This is a genomic window from Pseudomonas cedrina subsp. cedrina, assembly GCF_001983175.1.
GTDB classification, from domain to species: Bacteria; Pseudomonadota; Gammaproteobacteria; order Pseudomonadales; family Pseudomonadaceae; genus Aquipseudomonas; species Aquipseudomonas cedrina.
The window spans coordinates 129,876-151,602 of record NZ_MNPW01000011.1; the positions used below are offsets into that span (position 1 = coordinate 129,876).

A 21,727-nucleotide genomic window follows, 5' to 3' on the forward strand; every position below is an offset into this window, starting at 1 on the left:
GCAGGTGTATGTCCGGCTTTCCGAACAGATGGACGTATTACGTTCGGTTGTCCGAAAACCTGGTGGTTAATCCATCGAGATGCATGAGGCACGGGACGCAATCTGTCGTTTTAGAGAACGACTGAGAGTGGACGATGTTTAAGCGGGCCGTTGTTGCGGGACGAGCGAGGGACTTGGATGAAAGACTGTTTTATACCGTTGACAAATCTCGACAAGGTTCTCATAGTTTGAACAACGCAAACGTTTGCGAGATGTTTCACGGACGCTTCTTAAGTCCCGTGGCAGCTCGTATCAGCCACCCAGGTGGGAAGGCTGCCGAAGGGCTCTTCGGTGCAAGCGTTGCTCACAATAATCATAAGATCGGAGTGAACCCATGAAGCTGCCATTTGCTGGACGTCTTCTTGCTGTCGCTGTGCTTGCCGCCGCATCCGCTGCCCTGCCTCTCTCTTCTGCATTCGCTGATGACGCTGCCGCCAAACCCAAGGTTGGCCTGGTCATGAAATCCCTTGCCAACGAATTCTTCGTGACCATGCAAGAGGGCGCCAAGGACTACCAGAAATCCCACGCCGCTGATTTCGACATGATCACCAACGGTATCAAGAACGAGACCGACACCAGCGCGCAGATCGATATCGTCAACCAGATGATCCTCGCCAAAGTGAACGCCATCGTGATCGCACCCGCCGACTCCAAGGCGCTGGTCACCGTGCTTAAGAAAGCCTCCGATGCCGGTATCAAGGTCGTCAACATCGACAACCGTCTTGATCCGGACGTGCTCAAAAGTAAAAACCTCGATATACCTTTCGTTGGCCCGGACAACCGCAAGGGCTCCAAGCTGGTGGGCGACTACCTGGCCAAGCAACTGGCGGCCGGCGATGAAGTCGGCATCATTGAAGGCGTGCCGACCACCACCAATGCCCAGCAGCGCACCGCTGGCTTCAAGGACGCGATGGATGCCGCAGGCATGAAAATCGTCTCCACCCAATCCGGCAACTGGGAGATCGACCAGGGCCAGAAGGTGGCCTCCGCGATGCTGAGCGAGTACCCGAAAATCAAGGCGCTGTTGGCGGGTAACGACAACATGGCGTTGGGTGCCGTGTCCGCAATCCGCGCCGCAGGCAAGGCTGGCAAGGTCCAGGTCGTCGGCTACGACAACATCGAAGCCATCAAGCCGATGCTGCAGGACGGCCGCGTCCTCGCGACCGCGGACCAGGCCGCTGCCCAGCAAGCCGTGTTCGGTATCCAGAACGCGCTCAAGCTGGTCAAGGGTGAGAAAGTCGAGTCCAAGGACGGCGTGATCGAAACCCCGGTCGAACTCGTTCTCAAGAAGTAATCCTGGCAATGCCCAACAGCGTCCGCTCGTCCTGAGCGGGCGCCTGGAGATTTTCCTATGTCATCTTCCGCCCCGAACGCTGTCCTCTCGGTCAGCGGTATCGGCAAGACCTATGCCCAACCGGTTCTGTCCGACATCACCCTGACGCTCAATCGCGGGGAAGTGCTGGCGCTGACCGGTGAGAACGGCGCAGGCAAGAGCACCTTGTCGAAGATCATCGGCGGGCTGGTTACGCCGACCACCGGGCACATGCAGTTCAATGGCCAGGACTTCCGCCCTGGCAGCCGCACTCAGGCCGAAGAGCTGGGCGTGCGTATGGTCATGCAGGAACTCAACCTGCTGCCAACACTGACCGTGGCTGAAAACCTGTTCCTGGATAACCTGCCCAGCCATTGCGGCTGGATCGACCGCAAGCACCTGCGCAAGGCCGCGATCGAGGCCATGGCCCAGGTCGGGCTGGACGCCATCGACCCCGACACCCTGGTTGGCAGCCTGGGCATTGGCCATCAGCAGATGGTCGAAATCGCCCGTAACCTGATCGGTGATTGCCATGTACTGATCCTCGACGAACCCACGGCCATGCTGACCGCCCGTGAAGTCGAGATGCTGTTCGAACAGATCACTCGTCTGCAGGCTCGGGGCGTGGCGATCATTTACATTTCACACCGGCTGGAAGAGCTGGCCCGTGTCGCCCAGCGCATTGCGGTGTTGCGCGACGGCAAGCTGGTCTGTGTCGAGCCGATGGCCAACTACAACAGCGAGCAACTGGTCACCTTGATGGTCGGTCGCGAGCTGGGCGAGCACATTGACCTGGGGCCCCGCACCATCGGTGGCCCGGCCCTGACGGTGAAAGGCCTGACGCGTTCGGACAAAGTCCGCGACGTGTCCTTCGAAGTGCGCGCCGGTGAGATCTACGGCATCTCCGGCCTGATCGGCGCGGGCCGTACTGAATTGTTGCGCCTGATCTTCGGCGCCGACCTGGCCGACAGCGGCACCGTGGCGCTCGGTTCGCCTGCCCAGGTGGTGAGCATCCGCTCGCCGGTGGACGCGGTGGGCCACGGTATTGCCCTGATCACCGAGGACCGCAAGGGCGAGGGCCTTCTGCTGACCCAGTCCATCAGTGCCAACATCGCCCTGGGCAACATGCCGGAAATATCCGGCGGCGGCGTGGTCAACAGCCGCGACGAAACCGCCTTGGCCAAACGCCAGATCGATGCCATGCGCATCCGCAGTTCCGGCCCGGCGCAGCTGGTGTCCGAGCTGTCCGGCGGCAACCAGCAGAAAGTCGTCATCGGCCGCTGGCTGGAGCGCGACTGTTCGGTAATGTTGTTCGATGAGCCGACCCGAGGCATCGACGTTGGCGCCAAATTCGACATTTATGCCTTGCTCGGCGAATTGACCCGCCAGGGCAAAGCGCTGGTGGTGGTGTCCAGCGACCTGCGTGAACTCATGCTGATCTGCGACCGCATCGGCGTGTTGTCGGCCGGGCGCTTGATCGAAACCTTCGAGCGCGACAGCTGGACCCAGGATGAATTGCTTGCCGCCGCTTTCGCCGGCTATCAGAAACGTGATGCGCTGCTCAACGACGCAGTGCTTAGGGAAACCCCATGAAAACTTCAACTTCCCCCGGCAAGACCGGCGGCAACTTCTACGGCCTGGGCACTTACCTGGGCCTGGCAGGCGCCTTGCTGGCGATGATTGCGCTGTTCTCGGTGCTCAGCGATCACTTCCTGTCCTACGACACGTTCAGCACCCTGGCCAACCAGATTCCAGACCTGATGGTGCTGGCGGTGGGCATGACGTTTATCTTGATCATCGGCGGCATCGACCTGTCAGTAGGCTCGGTACTGGCGCTGGCGGCATCGGCGGTCAGCGTGGCGATCCTCAGCTGGGGCTGGAGCGTGTTGCCGGCTGCCGTGCTGGGCATGGGCTGCGCGGCATTGGCCGGTACCATCACCGGCTCTATCACCGTGGCCTGGCGCATCCCGTCGTTTATCGTGTCCCTCGGCGTGCTGGAAATGGCGCGTGGCGTGGCGTACCAGATGACCGGTTCGCGCACCGCTTACATCGGTGATTCGTTCGCCTGGCTGTCCAATCCGATTGCCTTTGGTATTTCGCCGTCGTTCATCATTGCTTTACTGGTGATCGTCGCCGCGCAGCTTGTACTGACGCGTACCGTGTTTGGTCGTTACCTGATCGGCATCGGCACCAACGAAGAGGCTGTACGCCTGGCGGGGATCAATCCCAAGCCCTACAAGATCCTGGTGTTCAGCCTCATGGGCCTGTTGGCCGGTGTGGCGGCGCTGTTCCAGATTTCGCGCCTGGAGGCGGCAGACCCGAACGCCGGTTCCGGCCTGGAACTGCAAGTGATCGCGGCAGTGGTCATTGGCGGCACCAGCTTGATGGGTGGGCGCGGCTCGGTGATCAGTACCTTTTTTGGTGTGTTGATTATTTCGGTCCTGGCCGCCGGCCTGGCGCAGATCGGCGCCACGGAACCCACGAAGCGCATCATCACCGGTGCAGTGATCGTGATCGCCGTGGTCCTCGACACCTACCGCAGCCAGCGCGCCAGTCGGCGGGGCTGAACCATGGCAACGATCAAGGATGTGGCAGCGCTTGCAGGTATTTCCTACACCACCGTATCCCATGTGGTGAACAAGACGCGCCCGGTCAGCGAGCCGGTTCGCATCAAGGTAGAGGCAGCGATCAAGCAGCTCGACTATGTACCCAGTGCCGTCGCGCGTTCGCTCAAGGCCAAGACCACGGCCACCATCGGTTTGCTGGTGCCCAACAGCCTCAACCCGTATTTTGCGGAATTGGCACGGGGCATCGAGGATTACTGCGAGCGTAACGGCTATTGCGTGATCCTCTGCAACTCCGACGATAACGCGCAAAAGCAGCGCAGCTACCTGCGTGTGTTGCTGGAGAAGCGTATCGACGGCTTGATCGTGACCTCGGTGGGCGGCGATGACAGTGGGCTTGCCGCAGGCTTGAACGCGGTGCGTACGCCCATGGTGATTGTCGACCGGGCGCTGGATGGCATTGACGTGGACCTGGTCCGTATCGACCACGAGGAGGGCGCCTACCTGGCAACCCGGCACTTGCTTGAACTGGGCCACCGCGACATCGCCTGTATCGGCGGCCCGGTCCATACCCGGGTTGCGCAAATGCGTCTGGCGGGTTACCACCGCGCGCTACGGGAGGCCGGCGTGGAAGTGGCTGCCGATCGCACCCAGGAAAGCGACTTCACCAGTACTGGCGGTTATGCTGCTGCCGTGAAATTACTCGCACAGAACCCGCCCAGTGCGATCTTTGCCAGCAACGACATGATTGGTTTCGGCGTGCTGCGTGCAGCCGCCGAGCGCAACATCCGCGTGCCGGGCGAGCTGTCGGTGATCGGTTTCGATGACATTCAAATGGGTCGTTACGTCTACCCGGCGTTGACCACGGTCGGACAGTCGATCGTCCAATTGGGCGAGACGGCGGCCGAGCTTTTACTGCGAAGAATTGCAACCCCCCAACTGCCGATCGATCAACGCATCGTGACGCCGAGCATCGTGTTGCGCGAGTCGACGGCGCCTGTCGCGGGTACGTTCGCCCAATACCGCTGAACCGAATTGATGAGTACTGATGTATGCCAGCAAAAGTAGTGGTAGTAGGCAGCTTGAACATGGACCTGGTTACCCGTGCCAGTCGGCTGCCGCGCGCCGGGGAAACCTTGATTGGCCAGACGTTTTCCACCGTGCCCGGCGGCAAGGGCGCGAACCAGGCGGTCGCCTGCGCGCGCCTGGGCGCCGACGTTTCGATGGTGGGTTGCGTCGGCACCGATGCCTATGGCACCCAATTGCGTGAGGCGTTGCAGGTGGAGGGCATCGATTGCCGGGCCGTCAGTACCGTCGATGGCTCAAGCGGCGTGGCCTTGATCGTGGTCGATGACAGCAGCCAGAACGCCATTGTGATCGTGGCAGGCAGCAACGGTGAACTGACGCCGGCCTCGTTGCAGGCGTTTGACGCTGTGCTGCAGGCGGCCGACGTGATCGTCTGCCAGCTGGAAGTGCCGATGGACACTGTAGGGCATGCCCTTGCGCGCGGCCGTGAACTGGGCAAAACGGTGATCCTCAACCCGGCGCCAGCCAGCGGCCCATTGCCGGCCGAGTGGTACGCCTCGATCGACTACCTGATCCCCAATGAAAGCGAAGCCACCGCACTCAGCGGCGTGACGGTCGATTCCATTGAAAGTGCCAAGGTGGCGGCGACCCAACTGATCCGGGCGGGCGCCGGTAAAGTCATCATCACCCTGGGCTCGAAGGGCGCGCTGTTTGCCGACGGCCAGGGCTTTGAGCATCTGTCGGCGCCGAAGGTCAAGGCCGTGGATACCACGGCGGCGGGCGATACCTTTGTCGGTGGCTTCGCCGCGGCACTGGCCAATGGCAAAAGCGAAGCCGAGGCCATCCGCTTTGGCCAGGTCGCGGCGGCGTTGTCGGTCACCCGTGCCGGCGCGCAGCCTTCTATTCCAACGCTGCACGACGTACAAGGTTTTGTGCCCTCATGAAAAAGACACCTCTGCTCAATATCGCGTTGTCCCGTGTGATCGCCTCCCTGGGCCACGGTGACATCCTGGTGATCGGTGATGCCGGCCTGCCGGTGCCGCCGGGTGTCGAGCTGATCGACCTGGCGTTGACCCAAGGCATTCCGGACTTCATCAGTACCTTGCGCATCGTGCTCAGCGAAATGCAGGTGGAAAGCCACGTGCTCGCCGAAGAAATCCTGCTCAAGCAACCGCCGGCGCTGGCCGACCTCAACACGCTCACCGAGCAGGCCGCCCTCGGTGAACGGCGCCTGCTCAGCCATGAAGCATTCAAACAGTTGAGCCGCAAGGCCCGCGCCGTAGTGCGCACCGGTGAATGCCAGCCTTACTGCAATATCGCGCTGGTGTCCGGCGTCACCTTTTAGAGTTCCCAACGACAAGGAGTGTTTTTATGCAACATGGTCTTCCAACCCTGAAAAATCTGTTCCGGAGTGTCCTGCTTTTGTCCGCACTCATTGCTGCAAGCGCCCAGGCGGCGGAAAAGATCGACCTGATCATCGACACCGACCCAGGCGCCGATGATGTGGTGGCCTTGCTGTTCGCCATGGCTTCGCCGGATGAGCTGAACATCCGCGCGCTGACCACTGTTGCCGGCAATGTGCGGCTGGACAAGACTTCCCGCAACGCGCGCCTGGCCCGCGAATGGGCCGGGCGCGAGGACATCCCGGTGTACGCCGGTGCGCCGGCGCCACTGCTGCGCAAGCCCATCTACGCCGAGAATATCCATGGCAAGGAAGGTATTTCCGGCGTCACGGTACATGAGCCTCAAAAGGCCCTGGCCGAGGGCAATGCCGTTGATTACCTGATCAAGACCTTGAGCACTGCCAAGCCTCACAGCATCACCATCGCCATGCTCGGTCCGCAGACCAACCTGGCGCTGGCGTTGACCCAGGCGCCGCAGATTACCCAAGGCATCAAGGAAGTGGTGGTGATGGGCGGTGCGCACTTCAACGGCGGCAATATCACGCCGGTAGCGGAGTTCAACCTGTTTGCCGACCCGGTCGCCGCCGAGATCGTGCTCAAGAGCGGCGTCAAGCTGACCTACCTGCCGCTGGACGTGACCCACAAGGTCCTGACCAGCGAAGCGCGCCTGAAGAAGATCGCCGACATCAACAACAAAGCCAGCAAAATTGTCGGCGACATTCTCAACGAGTACGTCAAGGGTGACATGGAGCACTACGGCATACCGGGTGGCCCGGTGCATGACGCCACCGTGATCGCCTACCTGCTCAAGCCTTCGCTGTTCAGCGGCCGTCAGGCCAATATGGTGGTGGACAGCCGTGAAGGCCCGACCTTCGGCCAGACCATCGTTGACTGGTACGACGGCCTGAAGCAGGAAAAGAACGTGTTCTGGGTTGAGAACGGCGATGCCCAGGGCTTCTTCGATCTGCTGACCGAGCGCCTGGCGCGTCTGAAGTAACGTGTTGACCGGCCGGCATTCATCGGCCGGCTCCTATTCGCGCTCGGGGTCTTGTGCCCCCATATGGTCGGCCGGGTATTTCTCGAATATCTGGCCGATAAACGCCTGCGCTGCTTGTGTGCCCAATTCCTTGACCAGCAGGTCGATACCGATGATCGCCAATTCCTCTGGGCTGCCGGGGCTATAGGAGCTCTGTCCCAGGGGCCACTTGGCTTTGATGTCGGCTTGGAGCGTTACGGTGGTCATGGATATCTCGCGGGGCTGAAAGTGCTGTGCAGTGCGCTGGAACGCGGTTCTAACCCAGGGAGTTAACCATTTTGCGTCGGGTTTGGCACTGATACTTAGGCATGAGGTGCTTCGGCATGGTGCCCGCGCTGTGCGACACTGTTGCCCTTTGATTGCAGGGGACACCACGTGCAGATCGACTTGAACAACCCCGAGAACCTTACCCTGGCAGCGGTGCGTCAGCTGATCGCCAGTGCCAGTGACGACGAACATACCCAGTTGCGCGTGACCAAGGCCGGCATCGCCTATATCTCTTCAGGGAAGGTGGTAGGCGGTGTAGATATCGACGGGCTGCTGTTTCGCCTGGAGACCTGGGCAAAGGGATCTGGGTATGTAGGAAATGTGGCTGCCAGTGACGAAGTCTGGGTGACGCAGATTTTCAATGCGCTGAAGCAGAACTGGCCGAGGCCGGCGTTCGACTACATCGACATCTACTGATTTCGTTCATATCTGGTCACGATTGATCGGGCGATTGCCCGCAGAGACTCAGGCAGACTGGGCCGTCAGCGGTTTACGTCTTGAAACCAATCTGCCCAATCGCTGTCGCACCATCTCTGTCCATTTTTTATCATAGGAGGCTTCATGCCTTGGAAGCTCGCATCATTCGGTACTTTGTTGGCAGCACTCGCGTTGACGGGTTGCAGCACCCCGGGTACCTCTGAGCCAGCCAAAGACGCCGCCGTGACCGACGCAGGTCATAGCCGCTGTGAGGCGAAGGCCGCCGAATTCACTCTAGGCCAGAAGGCGTCGCCCCAGTTGCTGGAGCAGGCGCGTACCCGTGCCGGTGCGCAGAACGCGCGAATCCTCAAGCCCAACGACATGATCACCTTGGAATACCGCTCTGACCGCTTGAACCTCAACACCGACGACAACCTGGTGATCACGCGCGTCAATTGCGGCTAAGCTTCCCGCGCTTTTGCAACGCCCATAAAAAACCCCGTCACATGGACGGGGTTTTTTTAGCTCAGCGGAGAATTACTCGCCGCGAACCTGTGCAGCTTGCATACCCTTTTGGCCTTTCTCAGCCACGAAGGAAACGGTTTGGCCTTCTTTCAGGCTTTTGAAACCGTCGCTTTCGATAGCTTTGAAGTGTACGAACAGGTCGTCACCGCCACCTTGAGGAGTGATGAAGCCGAAGCCTTTTTCATCGTTGAACCATTTAACGGTGCCGGTTTGGCGATTAGACATGGTGTATCTCCAAGAAACATATATTTTCAGTAGTGCTGTGCTGCTCAGGCCAACTGGGCACACCGGGCTATCATAGTCGAAATGTTCGGCTTGGGAGCCCCCCCAGGGCATTGTTTGCTAATCAATAGCGTTGCGTTTAGCGCTTTGATCGGCTGAAAGCCCCGATCTACGGGGCTTTGGCTCGAAATATCAGCTGATAAAAAAAGCCGTAAAAGCTGTGTAATTTGTATGAATTGGCAGTTTTTTGGCTGTTTTTTCAGCGAAAAAGCTGTGAGGTCAGACGCAAATCCTACTTTTTCTTCACGACTTTGCAGGACGAAATAGCGGCGACCGCCTTGTTCTTGAGGTCTGCGCTGGCGTTCTGGTTGGTCATCAGTTCCTTGATTTCGGCAGTGCTCAATTCGGCGTTGATTTTGTCAGCGCCACACTCGCAGTGGGCTTTGGCGGTCTTGGCGTCTACGTTCTGGCTGGCGGCTGCGCTGCAGTCGCTGACGAAGCTGTCGCGGGCACCGGCTGGCCAGTTCGACGGGGCTGCCGCCTGCGCGCCGAGGGAAAGGAGGGTCAGGGAAGCGGCGAGAGCGAGGGTAGAAGTAAAACGCATCATGAGGATGCTCCTTTGGGTCGAGGACGAACGGCGATTCTCAGTGGGTTTGAGGCAGTGCGTACAGCTCAAGTTCACTTTTGCGGCTATAAAGGCCGGAATTTGTGTTTACACCCGAAGGCGGCGGCGCGATGACCGTTCATCTGTGCTAGGATCGTGCGCTTGGCTATTTCCAGGCGTGCCATTGCCGCCTTGCCAGGCTCTTTTTAGCTCACTCCAGTCACTCTGGTTCGATTATCGGTTGGCCGAAAGGCTCCTGCCGCTGTAAGGCAGGCGTTCATCATTGAACGGCCTGGTGTTGGATCTTGTACTGGCTCATCCCAACCCACGTGACCTTTGGTAGGGGTCACCACTAGGAGAGGAGGCGCCATGCCAACTATTACTCTTCCCGACGGCAGTCAACGTTCATTCGATCATTCGGTTTCCGTAGCCGAGGTCGCCGCATCCATTGGTGCCGGCCTGGCCAAGGCCACCGTGGCCGGTAAGGTCGACGGCAAGCTGGTCGATGCCAGCGACCTGATCACCTCCGATGCCAGCCTGCAGATCATCACGCCCAAGGATCAAGAGGGGTTGGAGATCATTCGCCACTCTTGCGCGCACCTGATTGGCCATGCGGTCAAGCAGCTGTACCCCACCGCGAAAATGGTGATCGGCCCGGTCATTGAAGAAGGCTTCTATTACGACATCGCCTACGAGCGTCCTTTCACTCCGGACGACCTGGCCGCCATCGAACAGCGCATGCACGCACTGATCGAAAAAGACTACGACGTGATCAAGAAGGTCACGCCGCGCGCCGAAGTGATCGACGTGTTCACCGCCCGTGGCGAAGACTACAAGCTGCGCCTGGTGGAAGACATGCCGGACGAGCAGGCCATGGGCCTGTACTACCACGAAGAATACGTCGACATGTGCCGCGGCCCGCACGTGCCGAACACGCGCTTCCTCAAGTCGTTCAAGCTGACCAAGTTGTCCGGCGCCTACTGGCGTGGCGACGCGAAGAACGAGCAACTGCAACGGATCTACGGCACCGCCTGGGCCGACAAGAAGCAGTTGGCTGCCTACATCCAGCGCATTGAAGAAGCCGAGAAGCGCGACCACCGCAAGATCGGCAAGCGCCTGAACCTGTTCCACCTGCAAGAAGAAGCGCCGGGCATGGTGTTCTGGCACCCGAACGGCTGGACCCTGTATCAGGTGCTCGAGCAGTACATGCGCAAAGTGCAGCGCGAGAACGGCTACCTGGAAATCAAGACGCCTCAGGTTGTCGATCGCAGCCTCTGGGAGAAATCCGGACACTGGGCCAACTACGCCGACAACATGTTCACCACTCAGTCGGAAAACCGCGACTACGCCATCAAGCCGATGAACTGCCCTTGCCACGTGCAAGTGTTCAACCAGGGCCTGAAAAGCTACCGCGAGTTGCCGCTGCGCCTGGCCGAGTTCGGTGCCTGCCATCGCAATGAGCCGTCGGGTGCGCTGCACGGCATCATGCGTGTGCGCGGCTTTACCCAGGACGACGCGCATATCTTCTGCACCGAAGAGCAGATGCAGGCCGAATCCGCCGCGTTCATCAAATTGACCATGGACGTTTATCGCGATTTCGGCTTTACCGAAGTCGAGATGAAGCTGTCCACTCGTCCGGAAAAACGCGTGGGCTCCGACGAACTGTGGGATCGCGCCGAAGCTGCATTGGCCGCTGCGCTCGACAGTGCGGGCCTTGCGTACGATCTGCAGCCGGGTGAGGGCGCGTTTTACGGTCCGAAAATCGAGTTCTCACTGAAAGATTGCCTTGGCCGCGTCTGGCAGTGTGGTACCCTGCAGCTCGATTTTAACCTGCCGATCCGTCTGGGAGCCGAATACGTCTCCGAAGACAACAGCCGTAAACACCCGGTTATGCTGCACCGGGCGATCCTTGGCTCGTTCGAACGGTTCGTCGGGATCCTGATCGAGCACTACGAGGGTGCATTCCCTGCATGGTTGGCTCCGACCCAGGCAGTGATCATGAATATCACTGATAAACAGGCAGATTTTGCCGCTGAAGTTGAAAAAACTCTCAACGAAAGCGGGTTTCGTGCCAAGTCCGACTTGAGAAATGAAAAGATCGGCTTTAAAATCCGCGAGCATACCTTGCTCAAGGTTCCCTATCTCTTGGTTATCGGAGATCGGGAAGTCGAGATGCAGACTGTCGCTGTGCGTACTCGTGAAGGTGCTGACCTGGGCTCGATGCCCGTCGCCCAGTTCGCTGAGTTCCTCGCGCAAGCGGTTTCCCGGCGTGGTCGCCCAGATTCGGAGTAATTATTATTAAGCGTGAAATGAGACAAGATAAACGAGCTGCACCGAAAGCCCCGATCAACGAGAATATCTCGGCACGCGAGGTTCGGTTAATTGGCGCTGATGGCGAGCAGATTGGCATCGTCTCGATTGATGAAGCGCTTCGTATTGCAGAAGAGTCCAAGCTGGACCTGGTGGAAATCTCCGCCGATGCAATCCCACCTGTTTGTCGGGTGATGGACTACGGCAAATCTATCTTCGAAAAGAAGAAGCAGGTTGCCGCAGCGAAGAAGAACCAGAAGCAGATTCAAGTAAAAGAAATCAAGTTTCGTCCAGGGACGGAGGAAGGGGATTACCAGGTAAAACTGCGCAACCTGGTACGTTTCCTGAGTGATGGGGACAGGGCCAAGGTATCCTTGCGATTCCGCGGCCGTGAGATGGCCCACCAGGAGCTGGGGATGGAACTCCTCAAGCGGGTTGAAGCTGACCTGCTCGAGTACGGTTCGGTCGAACAGCATCCTAAGATGGAAGGACGCCAGCTTATTATGGTCATCGCCCCGAAAAAGAAGAAGTAATCAACAGGGCACGGCAGGCCTTCTGATTATGTTTATCAACTGAATGCGGAGTACCGAACATGCCAAAGATGAAAACTAAAAGTGGTGCTGCTAAGCGGTTTCTGAAAACTGCTAACGGCATCAAGCATAAGCACGCTTTCAAGAGCCACATCCTGACCAAAATGTCGACCAAGCGTAAGCGTCAACTGCGCGGTAGCAGCTTGCTGCATCCGTCTGACGTGGCAAAAGTCGAGCGCATGCTGCGCCTTCGTTAATTTTGGTTCAAGAATAGAGGAAGTAACTCATGGCTCGTGTAAAGCGTGGCGTCATGGCCCGTAAGCGTCACAAAAAAATTCTGAAACTTGCTAAAGGCTACTACGGCGCGCGTTCACGCGTATTCCGTGTTGCCAAGCAAGCGGTAATCAAGGCAGGCCAATACGCCTACCGCGACCGTCGTCAGAAAAAACGTCAGTTCCGCGCTCTGTGGATCGCTCGTATCAATGCTGGTGCACGTGTTAACGGTCTGTCCTACAGCCGTTTCATCGCTGGCCTGAAAAAAGCGTCCATCGAAATCGACCGTAAGGTTCTGGCTGAACTGGCCGTGAACGAAAAAGCGGTGTTTGCTGCGATTGTCGAGAAAGCTAAAGCCACCTTGGCTTAAGTACCCCCGACAGTCATCCTGGGCTGCTGCTGCAGCCCACGGTGGTAAACGTCATAAATAGGGGAAGAGCCTTCAAGCTCTTCCCCTATTTTGTATCTGGAGTCTGTACATGGAAAACCTGGACGCGCTCGTTGCCCAAGCTCTTGAGGCTGTGCAAAGCGCTGAAGATATCAATGCCCTGGAGCAAATCCGGGTTCACTACCTTGGCAAGAAGGGCGAATTGACTCAGGTGATGAAGACCCTGGGGAATTTGCCGCCTGAAGAGCGTCCGCAAGTCGGTGCGCTGATCAACGTCGCCAAGGAGCGTGTCACAGAGGTGCTCAATGCGCGCAAGGCGTCGCTCGAGGAGGCTGATCTTGCGGCCAAGCTCGCCGCCGAGTCCATTGACGTAACCCTGCCTGGCCGTGGCCAGGCCTCGGGCGGCCTGCATCCGATTACCCGGACTCTGGAACGTATCGAGCAGTTCTTCACCCATATCGGCTACGGCATTGCCGAAGGCCCTGAGGTCGAAGACGACTACCACAACTTCGAGGCGCTCAACATCCCAGGCCACCACCCGGCCCGGTCGATGCACGACACCTTCTATTTCAACGCGAACATGTTGTTGCGCACCCATACCTCGCCGGTACAGGTCCGCACCATGGAAGCGAACAAGCCGCCGATCCGCATTGTCTGCCCAGGCCGTGTGTACCGCAGCGACTCCGATATCACCCACTCGCCGATGTTCCATCAGGTGGAAGGCCTGCTGGTGGATCGCGATATCAACTTCGCCGACCTCAAGGGCACCATCGAGGAATTCCTGCGGGTGTTCTTCGAGAAGGAGCTGGCGGTGCGTTTCCGTCCATCGTTCTTCCCGTTCACCGAGCCGTCCGCTGAAGTCGACATGGAATGCGTGATGTGCAGCGGTAAAGGCTGCCGCGTCTGCAAACAGACCGGCTGGCTGGAAGTGATGGGCTGCGGCATGGTTCACCCCAACGTACTGCGCATGTCCGGCATCGATCCGGAAGAGTTCTCGGGCTTTGCCTTCGGCATGGGCGTTGAGCGTCTGGCCATGCTGCGTTACGGCGTGAACGACTTGCGTCTGTTCTTCGACAACGACTTGCGGTTCCTCGCGCAATTTCGCTAGTCGTAACGAATCTTTAGGAGAGCAGGATGAAATTCAGTGAACAATGGCTGCGTGGCTGGGTAAGCCCGCAGGTAGGTCGCGACGAGCTGGTTGCTCGTCTGTCGATGGCCGGTCTTGAGGTCGATAGCGTCACGCCGGCCGCCGGTGTTTTCAGTGGCGTTGTGGTGGGCGAGGTGCTGAGCACCGAACAGCACCCGGATGCCGATAAATTGCGTGTGTGCCAAGTCAGCAACGGCGCCGAAACCTTCCAGGTCGTATGCGGAGCACCAAATGTGCGCCCGGGCCTGAAGATCCCGTTCGCCATGATCGGTGCCGAGCTGCCGGGCGACTTCAAGATCAAGAAGGCCAAGCTGCGTGGCGTCGAGTCCAACGGCATGTTGTGCTCCCAGGCTGAACTGCAGGTGGGCGAGGGCAATGATGGCCTGATGGAGCTGCCGGCCGACGCGCCAGTGGGCCAGGACATCCGCGTCTACTTGGAGCTGGAAGACGCCAGCATCGAGGTCGACCTGACCCCGAACCGTGGCGACTGCCTGTCCCTGGCCGGACTGGCCCGTGAAGTGGGCGCGCTGTACAACGTCCCGGTCAGCCGTCCTGTCGTCGCTGCCGTGCCCGCGGCGCACGACGAAGTACGCCCGATTGAAGTCCTGGCGCCACACGCCTGCCCGCGTTACCTGGGCCGTGTGATCCGCAACGTCGACCTGTCCAAGCCAGCGCCGCTGTGGATGGTCGAGCGCCTGCGTCGCGCCGATGTGCGCAGCATCGACGCCGCCGTCGACATCACCAACTACGTGATGCTGGAGCTGGGGCAGCCGTTGCACGCGTTCGACCTTGCCGAGATCAACGGCGGCATCCGCGTGCGCATGGCTGAAGAAGGCGAAAAGCTGGTGCTGCTCGATGGTCAGGAGGTCAGCCTGCGTGCCGACACCCTGGTCATCGCCGACCACTCCCGCGCCCTGGCGATTGCGGGCGTGATGGGGGGCGAGCACAGCGGTGTGTCCGCGACCACCCGCGACGTATTCCTTGAAAGCGCGTTCTTCGACCAGATCGCCATCGCCGGCAAGGCCCGTTCCTACGGCCTGCACACCGATGCCTCGCACCGCTACGAGCGTGGCGTGGACTGGAAGCTCGCCCGTGAAGCCATGGAGCGTGCCACCGGCCTGTTGCTGGAAATCACCGGCGGCGAAGCCGGGCCGATCACCGAGACTGTCAACGAGCAGTACTTGCCGTCCATTGCGCCGATCACTTTGCGTGCCAAAAGCGTTGAGCAAATGCTCGGACTGGTGATCGAGCCGGCTGAAATCGAGCAACTGTTGTCGGCCCTCGGTTTGGGTATTACCGCAGCCGGGGAAGGGCAATGGAGCGTTGCAGTACCCAGCCATCGCTTCGACATCAGCCTGGAAGTCGACCTGATCGAAGAGCTGGCGCGCCTCTACGGCTACAACCGTCTGCCGGTTCGTTACCCGCAAGCGCGCCTGGCGCCACAGCCAAAGGCCGAGGCGCGTGCGCATCTGCCTGAGCTGCGTCGTCTGCTGGTGGCCCGTGGTTACCAGGAAGCCGTGACTTACAGCTTCATCGATCCCAAGCAGTTCGAACTGTTCAACCCTGGCGTCGAGCCGCTGTTGCTGGCCAACCCGATTTCGAACGACATGGCCGCCATGCGCTCGTCGTTGTGGCCTGGCCTGGTGAAAGCGCTTTCCCACAACTTGAACCGCCAGCAAGACCGCGTGCGCATGTTTGAAAGCGGCCTGCGTTTTGTCGGCCAGCTTGGCGACCTGAAGCAAGAGCCGATGCTGGCCGGCGTGGTCTGCGGCAGCCGCCTGCCTGAAGGTTGGGCGCAGGGTCGCGACGCCGTCGACTTCTTCGACGTCAAGGCCGACGTGGAAGCGGTACTGGGTTTTGCCGGTGCGCTGGATGCCTTCACTTTCGTGCCGGGCACTCACCCGGCATTGCATCCAGGCCAGACGGCGCGCATTGAGCGCGAAGGTCGCCTGGTTGGCTTCGTCGGTGCTATTCACCCTGAGCTGTCGAAAACCCTCGGCCTTGACCGTCCGGTCTTTGTGTTCGAACTGGTCCTGGCCGAAGTGGCTTCTGGCAAAATGCCAAAATTCAGCGAGCTGTCGCGCTTCCCTGAAGTGCGCCGCGACCTGGCCCTGATCGCCGACCGTGAAGTGGCCGCCACTGCCGTTCTGGATGTAATCCGTGAAAATGCAGGGGAATGGCTGACAGACCTCAGGCTATTTGACGTCTATCAGGGTAAAGGCATTGATCCGCATAGAAAAAGCCTTGCAGTTGGCTTGACCTGGCAGCATCCATCGCGCACTCTTAATGACGATGAGGTGAACACTACGACACAAAATATCCTCACCTCGCTCGAACAAAGGTTAAACGCCACGTTAAGGAAGTGACGTATGGGGGCTTTGACGAAAGCTGAGATGGCGGAACGTCTGTACGAAGAGTTGGGTCTGAACAAACGCGAGGCCAAGGAATTGGTCGAGCTGTTTTTTGAAGAGATCAGACACGCTCTGGAAGACAACGAACAGGTCAAATTGTCCGGTTTCGGCAATTTTGACCTGCGGGACAAACGCCAGCGGCCGGGCCGCAATCCAAAAACGGGAGAAGAAATCCCGATCACGGCTCGCCGTGTGGTCACCTTTCGTCCAGGGCAGAAGTTGAAGGCCCGAGTTGAGGCTTATGCTGGAACCAAGTCATAACGACGAGCTACCCGTCATCCCAGGCAAACGCTACTTCACCATTGGTGAAGTCAGCGAGCTCTGTGCGGTAAAACCGCACGTGCTGCGCTATTGGGAGCAGGAGTTTCCTCAACTCAACCCCGTCAAACGCACCGGGAACCGTCGGTATTATCAGCGCCAGGATGTGCTGATGATCCGACAGATCCGCGCATTGCTGTACGACCAGGGGTTCACCATCAGCGGCGCGCGCCAGCGCATGTCCGGTGATGAAGCCAGAGACGACACCACCCAATACAAGCAAATGATCCGCCAGATGATCTCCGAACTCGAAGATGTGCTGGTGGTTTTGAAGAAATAACTTCGGCTTTAAAAATACTTCCACATTTCAAAAGCTTGCGGTATATTCCGGTTCGCTTCGTTAAGAAGCGAACCCAGTAACACGCCTAGTCGGGGCGTAGCGCAGTCCGGTAGCGCACTAGCATGGGGTGCTAGGGGTCGAGTGTTCGAATCACTCCGTCCCGACCATATTTTTCAATGACTTGGCCCAATCTTCACCGGTTGGGCTTTTTCATGTATGAAAAAATACTCCCACATTTACTCCCACGGATACTCTGGATCTAGGTAGCTTCGAGTGAGCTAGCGATATCTTTGGCACTCCTTCGCGTGAGTTTTGGTGTAAGTAAGAAGATGACCCGCCTCGAAACCCTCACCGACATCCAACGCGCCGCGCGATTTTTCTACCTGCAGCATCATACCTTCGCCGGCCAAGGTCACCGGGCACACATTCGGCACCGCCACCACCGGCCTGGCCATTAACCTATTGCGTATCGAGGAAATCCTCTCGGCTGCCTGGCAGCGCCAGTCCGGCATCTACGTCGAAAACTTATTCTGGCTTGAATGCGCCGAACGATACGACCACGCCTATACCTTCCACTACATGGACCCTCCTTACAGGCAGACTGCCGGTTAGGGGGGGGCTTTTAGTTTGAGAACGACGAGCGGATGACCAACGAAGATCGCTGGCGAATACGCCAGGAAAAAGCGGCACCCATCCTCAGCGCACTGCATATCTGGATGTTGGCCCCGCGCGATCTTGTGCCCTAAGGTTCGGCTATCGCCAAAGCTCTGGATTACAGCCTCAAGCGCTGGGCTGCACTGACTCGCTATGCCGAGGATGGCGCTGTGCCCATAGATAACAACGCAGTCGAAGTGCGACACGAAGTCGCTTAATGAAGTTGTTCTCCTCTGCGGGAACCACCCGTGTCACCGGGTGAATCTAGAAGGCTGAATCAAGAGCGCTTTCGACAATGTAACAAGGCACCGCAAGGTGCGGGGTACCAATCGTGAGAGGCGTACCCTTCTGGCAGCCATAGCCGGACAAGGGCTAGATAGCCGGTATGGTGAACGCATGTGAATCTGCGCAACGATCGTTAAGTTGAGCGAGCGGAAATGGCTTACACGCTCGAACCAAAATGGTGATGGAGGTAGGAATTGCGTCTTTCGACTACGCACTCGTGACCTACATGCCTCCCGGTTTCATTAGACCACTACCCCATTCGTCATATGGACAGCCGGCGCTACCCAAGGTACCGTTCAATCGCCGTGGCGATGCGCCATCACGACGATGTCTAGAGGGATTTAGAGTGCACGTTAAATCGATCAAGCTGATCAACTTCAAAAAATTCCGCGACGAACTTCTAGAGTTCAATGACGACGTCAATATTTTCGTCGGCGACAACAATGCCGGTAAAAGCACAATCCTGGAAGCAATGGAAATTGTGCTCAATTACAACCATCGCGGACGGCCCTTCAACGGCGAATTCTCCCCTGATCTTTTCAATCAAGACGCAGTCACTCGGTTTCTCGCCTCCGACTTGAGCTCCAAGCACCTGCCCAGTCTGGTCATTGAGGCCTACATTGACGGTGTGCCTGAGTACCGAGGCTCGAACAACAGCCTCAAGGCTGACGCCCAGGGCGTCGTGGTACAAGCCTGTTTCGACCCGTCGCTGGAGGCTGTGTACGAGAGCCACCTGCTGACCAAGCCGAACATCACCAGCATTCCGATCGAGTTCTATAAGGTGGAATGGCTCGATTTCGGCTGGAACCCGATAAAGCCGATAGCCAAGAAGTTCAAGGCGCTGTACATCGACCCCACACGCATCCACCCCACCATGGGGAAGAACCAGTACATATCGAGCATCCTCAACACTGCGTTGGCGAAGGAAGAGCTCGTCAAGCTGACCCTCAATTATCGTGAAAACCTGCAGGTGTTCAACAACTCCGGGGAGGTCAAGACGATTAACGCCAGCCTTGATTCGGATCACCTCATCACTGATAGCAAGCTCACCATTGCAGCAAGTACGTTACCAGCAGGTTCCATCCAGACCGGCCTGCAGCTTGAGGTCGATGATGTGCCGTTTCACTTCATCGGCAAGGGTGAACAGAGCAATGTGCAGATCAAACTGGCCATTCAGAACAAATCCCACGACATCGATCTGGTGATGATGGAGGAGCCCGAAAACCATCTGTCTCACACCAATCTGAACAAGCTGGTGCACTACATCGAAACCCAGCGGGGCGACAAGCAGCTGTTCCTGACCACCCACAGCTCGTATGTGTTGAACAAGCTGAGTATCGACAAGATTTGCCTTGTGCAGTCAGGGTACAAAAGGCTGCACACGCTAGACCCCAAAGTGGTAAAGACCCTCAAGCGTCTCCCTGGCTACGACACCTTGCGGGTGGCACTGTCGGGCAAGGTCATCCTGGTCGAGGGGCCGTCAGATGAACTGGTGCTCAAGAAAATCTACCAGCGAAAACATAACCGACTGCCTGAGCAGGACGGGATCGATATCATCGTGGTGCGCGGTGTGGGGTTCAAGACGTTCATCGAGGTGGGCAAGGAGATCGGCACCAAGATCCATGTGCTCAGGGATAATGATGGCGACTATAACGGTAACGTTGTGCAAGGACGTCTGGAATACGCGGCGTTCCCTAACATCCAGCTGTTCTCGTCGATGAACAACGCCGAATTTTCGCTTGAGCCTGCGATGATTTATGCCAACGCAATTGACATCAAGACCCTTGACGCTTTCGCGAAGGAAGTCTTGTCGACGGAAACCTTCAATATTTACAATACAGAGGTCACTCTGGAGGATCGAAGGGAGAATCTGATCCGTTGGTTCAAAAGCGTAAAGGGCAACGGTAAAGGCGCTCGAAAGGTCGATTCGGCGGTCAAACTGTTCGATGGCGCCCTGGACTTCAAGTACCCAGTCTTCCTGGACGAGGTGCTCGATTTTGCCTAACGAACTCTGGGTTGCTGGCGCCGGGTCAGGGAAAACGCACAAGATCATTACTGACGCCATTGAGGTTATCAAGGGTGGTGGGCGGGTGCTTGTAGTCACCTACACGACCAATAATCAGGCAGAGCTGCGCGCTCGTTTTGTCGAACTGTACGGTGCCAGCTGTGAGCACTTCGTCGTCAAGGGGCTGTTCTCTTTTTACCTGGAAGATATGGTACGTCCCTATCAGAGCGAGGTATTTCCAGATCGGATCACGACCATCTCGTTCACTGAGAACAACCCTCACTTGATACCAGGTACAACCTACTACATTGATGGCAGAGCTGAAAAATCAGAAGACGGCACGATTAATCCGCTGCATTACCTGACGTCCTGCAAAACCAAGGCGTACTCCGGATTGTTGGCAAAGCTTGCGGCCCTCATTGCGAAGCTATCCAAAAATGCCCCGGCTAAGCGGTTAAAGGAAATTTATCAAAGGGTCTTTTTTGATGAAGTACAGGATTTGGTCGGTTGGGACTACGACGTGATCAAATCACTCAACAAGGTCATGGTCGACTCGATCTGTTGTGTGGGCGACTTTCGACAGACAATCTACACCACGACGTTCGGCCATAAGGCTCCGCAGACGCCTCAGCAGAAGGTCGATTACTTCGTCGAGAAAATGAAGTTCGAAAAGCATTCGATGCCGAAAAATCGCAGGTGCGTCCAGGAAATCTGCGACCTCTCCGACACGATCCACCCGGGGCTGTATGACAAAACAGTATCGGGCGTCGAGAAAGTGCCAGACGAGATATCGCACCACCATGGCACCTTCATCGTGAAGCAGTCTCAGGTGAGCGATTACCTAGCAGCCTTTCAGCCCCAAGTACTGCGCTGGTCGTCAACTACCGGCGCTGGATATCTCCCGGGCAACCTTATCTGTTACACGTTCGGTTCCTGCAAGGGCTTAGGCTTTGATCGAGTGCTCGTGATCCTGCCAGATAAACATCTGAAGTTCGTTGGCGGGAATGCCAAGGTGTTCGACAAGGATAAAACGGAGGAGTCGCGAAACAAGCTATACGTCGCGATCACCCGCGCGCGCTATAGCCTGGCCTTCCTCGTCGAGGACAAGAAGGTGAAAGGGCTCCCTTACCCCGTGTGGGATGGCGCTGGCGCGCTCGCTGCAGCAATTGAGATGTAAGGCGCGCTAATTGGATCCGCTATCGAGCCGGCGGCAGGGGGACAGAGCAACTCGCACCACACCTACACCAGAAGTCACGGGCTACTTGAGCTCAAGCGGGCATACTTTCTCGCACGAGCTTTCCGCGCATGATGTACTGGTTCTTCACCTGGAGTCCTTCGTCGCCGGGCGCTTTGTCGACGATGATCAGGCCATGAGTGGCGAGGATCGAAAGCGGTCGGGTAATTTGAATCGTTTCATTAAGTTATTGATTTATAACGCTAATAACTATTTGAGTTTTTTTGGAATACCAATTGGAATACTGCACTCCACTTAACGCCCGCTTGCCTTCGATCTGACCAGCACGATTCGTGACCATGATTGGCAATGAATGGACTCATGGCAGCATTGACAGTGCGACAGGGTTGGAAAGTTTTCGTCGTACGCTTGTGGCAGTTAGGCGCTGACCACTCATCAGTTTCTTAAGGTTGACCGCTCAAATCTGCTCCGCCTTAAGGTCGTTTGAAATCCATATACCAAATCCCAGCTCCGGCG

22 protein-coding genes, 1 tRNA gene and 2 pseudogenes are annotated in these 21,727 nt (G+C 57.9%); 22 read left to right on the forward strand and 3 right to left on the reverse strand.

What is annotated here, in order from left to right; all coding sequences use genetic code 11:
* Positions 1-373 precede the first annotated feature (373 nt).
* The 7 genes from BLL36_RS22260 to BLL36_RS22290 are packed head-to-tail and all read left to right on the forward strand — an operon-like array spanning position 374 to position 7,341.
* Entirely contained in the window at positions 374-1,333 is a 960-nt protein-coding gene (locus tag BLL36_RS22260; protein ID WP_076953589.1) for a sugar ABC transporter substrate-binding protein, read from the forward strand.
* Positions 1,334-1,390: 57 nt separating this feature from the next.
* Positions 1,391-2,944: a sugar ABC transporter ATP-binding protein gene (locus BLL36_RS22265; protein ID WP_076953591.1), complete on the forward strand. Its 1,554-nt coding sequence runs from the start codon at positions 1,391-1,393 to the stop codon at positions 2,942-2,944.
* Positions 2,941-3,918 (forward strand): ABC transporter permease, encoded by a 978-nt coding sequence (locus BLL36_RS22270; RefSeq protein WP_076953593.1) that lies wholly within the window; start codon positions 2,941-2,943, stop codon positions 3,916-3,918. Before BLL36_RS22265 ends, BLL36_RS22270 begins: the two co-directional genes overlap by 4 nt.
* Before the next feature lie 3 nt (positions 3,919-3,921).
* Positions 3,922-4,944, forward strand: a complete 1,023-nt coding sequence (locus tag BLL36_RS22275; RefSeq protein ID WP_076953595.1) for a LacI family DNA-binding transcriptional regulator — start codon at positions 3,922-3,924, stop codon at positions 4,942-4,944.
* A gap of 23 nt (positions 4,945-4,967) precedes the next feature.
* Positions 4,968-5,885 (forward strand): ribokinase, encoded by a 918-nt coding sequence (gene rbsK, locus BLL36_RS22280; protein ID WP_076953597.1) that lies wholly within the window; start codon positions 4,968-4,970, stop codon positions 5,883-5,885.
* Positions 5,882-6,286, forward strand: coding sequence for a D-ribose pyranase (gene rbsD / locus BLL36_RS22285; protein WP_076953599.1), 405 nt, complete (start codon positions 5,882-5,884; stop codon positions 6,284-6,286). Before rbsK ends, rbsD begins: the two co-directional genes overlap by 4 nt.
* A 26-nt stretch (positions 6,287-6,312) precedes the next feature.
* On the forward strand, positions 6,313-7,341 hold the full coding sequence (locus tag BLL36_RS22290; RefSeq protein ID WP_076953601.1) for a nucleoside hydrolase: 1,029 nt from the start codon (positions 6,313-6,315) through the stop codon (positions 7,339-7,341).
* Positions 7,342-7,374: 33 nt separating this feature from the next.
* Here BLL36_RS22290 and BLL36_RS22295 read toward each other — a convergent pair whose 3' ends face one another.
* The gene (locus BLL36_RS22295) at positions 7,375-7,587 is read right to left on the reverse strand and encodes a hypothetical protein (protein WP_076953603.1); all 213 of its coding nucleotides are present in this window, start codon (positions 7,585-7,587) and stop codon (positions 7,375-7,377) included.
* A gap of 168 nt (positions 7,588-7,755) precedes the next feature.
* Here BLL36_RS22295 and BLL36_RS22300 point away from each other — a divergent pair, with 168 nt between their 5' ends.
* Together BLL36_RS22300 and BLL36_RS22305 are read left to right on the forward strand one after the other, a co-directional pair.
* Positions 7,756-8,064 carry a hypothetical protein gene (locus BLL36_RS22300; protein WP_076953605.1) on the forward strand — a complete coding sequence of 103 codons (309 nt, stop codon included), beginning with the start codon at positions 7,756-7,758 and terminating at the stop codon, positions 8,062-8,064.
* 144 nt (positions 8,065-8,208) lie between these two features.
* Positions 8,209-8,529, forward strand: coding sequence for an I78 family peptidase inhibitor (locus BLL36_RS22305; RefSeq protein ID WP_076953607.1), 321 nt, complete (start codon positions 8,209-8,211; stop codon positions 8,527-8,529).
* Between the two features lie 72 nt (positions 8,530-8,601).
* Here BLL36_RS22305 and BLL36_RS22310 read toward each other — a convergent pair whose 3' ends face one another.
* Both BLL36_RS22310 and BLL36_RS22315 read right to left on the reverse strand, forming a co-directional pair.
* A complete protein-coding gene (locus tag BLL36_RS22310; RefSeq protein ID WP_003234260.1) occupies positions 8,602-8,814 on the reverse strand; it encodes a cold-shock protein in 213 nt (70 codons plus the stop codon).
* A gap of 289 nt (positions 8,815-9,103) precedes the next feature.
* Positions 9,104-9,418 (reverse strand): hypothetical protein, encoded by a 315-nt coding sequence (locus BLL36_RS22315; protein WP_083735310.1) that lies wholly within the window; start codon positions 9,416-9,418, stop codon positions 9,104-9,106.
* Positions 9,419-9,784: 366 nt separating this feature from the next.
* Between BLL36_RS22315 and thrS the strand changes: the two genes are divergently transcribed.
* The 13 genes and pseudogenes from thrS (at position 9,785) to BLL36_RS22380 (ending at position 21,193) form a co-directional block, all read left to right on the forward strand.
* Positions 9,785-11,707, forward strand: coding sequence for a threonine--tRNA ligase (thrS, locus tag BLL36_RS22320; RefSeq protein ID WP_076953609.1), 1,923 nt, complete (start codon positions 9,785-9,787; stop codon positions 11,705-11,707).
* Positions 11,707-12,258 (forward strand): translation initiation factor IF-3, encoded by a 552-nt coding sequence (infC, locus tag BLL36_RS22325; protein WP_015884933.1) that lies wholly within the window; start codon positions 11,707-11,709, stop codon positions 12,256-12,258. The genes thrS and infC overlap by 1 nt, the downstream gene beginning before the upstream one ends.
* A gap of 59 nt (positions 12,259-12,317) precedes the next feature.
* Positions 12,318-12,512 (forward strand): 50S ribosomal protein L35, encoded by a 195-nt coding sequence (rpmI, locus tag BLL36_RS22330; protein ID WP_002553160.1) that lies wholly within the window; start codon positions 12,318-12,320, stop codon positions 12,510-12,512.
* Between the two features lie 29 nt (positions 12,513-12,541).
* A complete protein-coding gene (gene rplT / locus BLL36_RS22335) occupies positions 12,542-12,898 on the forward strand; it encodes a 50S ribosomal protein L20 (RefSeq protein ID WP_003234252.1) in 357 nt (118 codons plus the stop codon).
* 109 nt (positions 12,899-13,007) lie between these two features.
* A complete protein-coding gene (gene pheS, locus BLL36_RS22340) occupies positions 13,008-14,024 on the forward strand; it encodes a phenylalanine--tRNA ligase subunit alpha (RefSeq protein WP_076953611.1) in 1,017 nt (338 codons plus the stop codon).
* 26 nt (positions 14,025-14,050) lie between these two features.
* Entirely contained in the window at positions 14,051-16,429 is a 2,379-nt protein-coding gene (pheT, locus tag BLL36_RS22345; RefSeq protein WP_076953613.1) for a phenylalanine--tRNA ligase subunit beta, read from the forward strand.
* A 3-nt stretch (positions 16,430-16,432) separates the two neighbouring features.
* The gene (ihfA, locus tag BLL36_RS22350) at positions 16,433-16,735 is read left to right on the forward strand and encodes an integration host factor subunit alpha (protein WP_002553164.1); all 303 of its coding nucleotides are present in this window, start codon (positions 16,433-16,435) and stop codon (positions 16,733-16,735) included.
* Positions 16,716-17,072, forward strand: coding sequence for a MerR family transcriptional regulator (locus BLL36_RS22355; RefSeq protein WP_076953615.1), 357 nt, complete (start codon positions 16,716-16,718; stop codon positions 17,070-17,072). Before ihfA ends, BLL36_RS22355 begins: the two co-directional genes overlap by 20 nt.
* A gap of 90 nt (positions 17,073-17,162) precedes the next feature.
* A tRNA-Pro gene (locus BLL36_RS22360) sits at positions 17,163-17,239 on the forward strand.
* A 156-nt stretch (positions 17,240-17,395) separates the two neighbouring features.
* Positions 17,396-17,681, forward strand: a pseudogene (locus BLL36_RS22365) (DNA adenine methylase); the annotation flags it as partial.
* A gap of 35 nt (positions 17,682-17,716) precedes the next feature.
* Positions 17,717-17,923: pseudogene (locus BLL36_RS22370) on the forward strand (IS66 family transposase); the annotation flags it as partial.
* A gap of 434 nt (positions 17,924-18,357) precedes the next feature.
* Positions 18,358-20,016 (forward strand): ATP-dependent nuclease, encoded by a 1,659-nt coding sequence (locus BLL36_RS22375; RefSeq protein WP_076953617.1) that lies wholly within the window; start codon positions 18,358-18,360, stop codon positions 20,014-20,016.
* On the forward strand, positions 20,009-21,193 hold the full coding sequence (locus tag BLL36_RS22380; RefSeq protein ID WP_076953619.1) for a UvrD-helicase domain-containing protein: 1,185 nt from the start codon (positions 20,009-20,011) through the stop codon (positions 21,191-21,193). The genes BLL36_RS22375 and BLL36_RS22380 overlap by 8 nt, the downstream gene beginning before the upstream one ends.
* Positions 21,194-21,727: the final 534 nt, after the last annotated feature.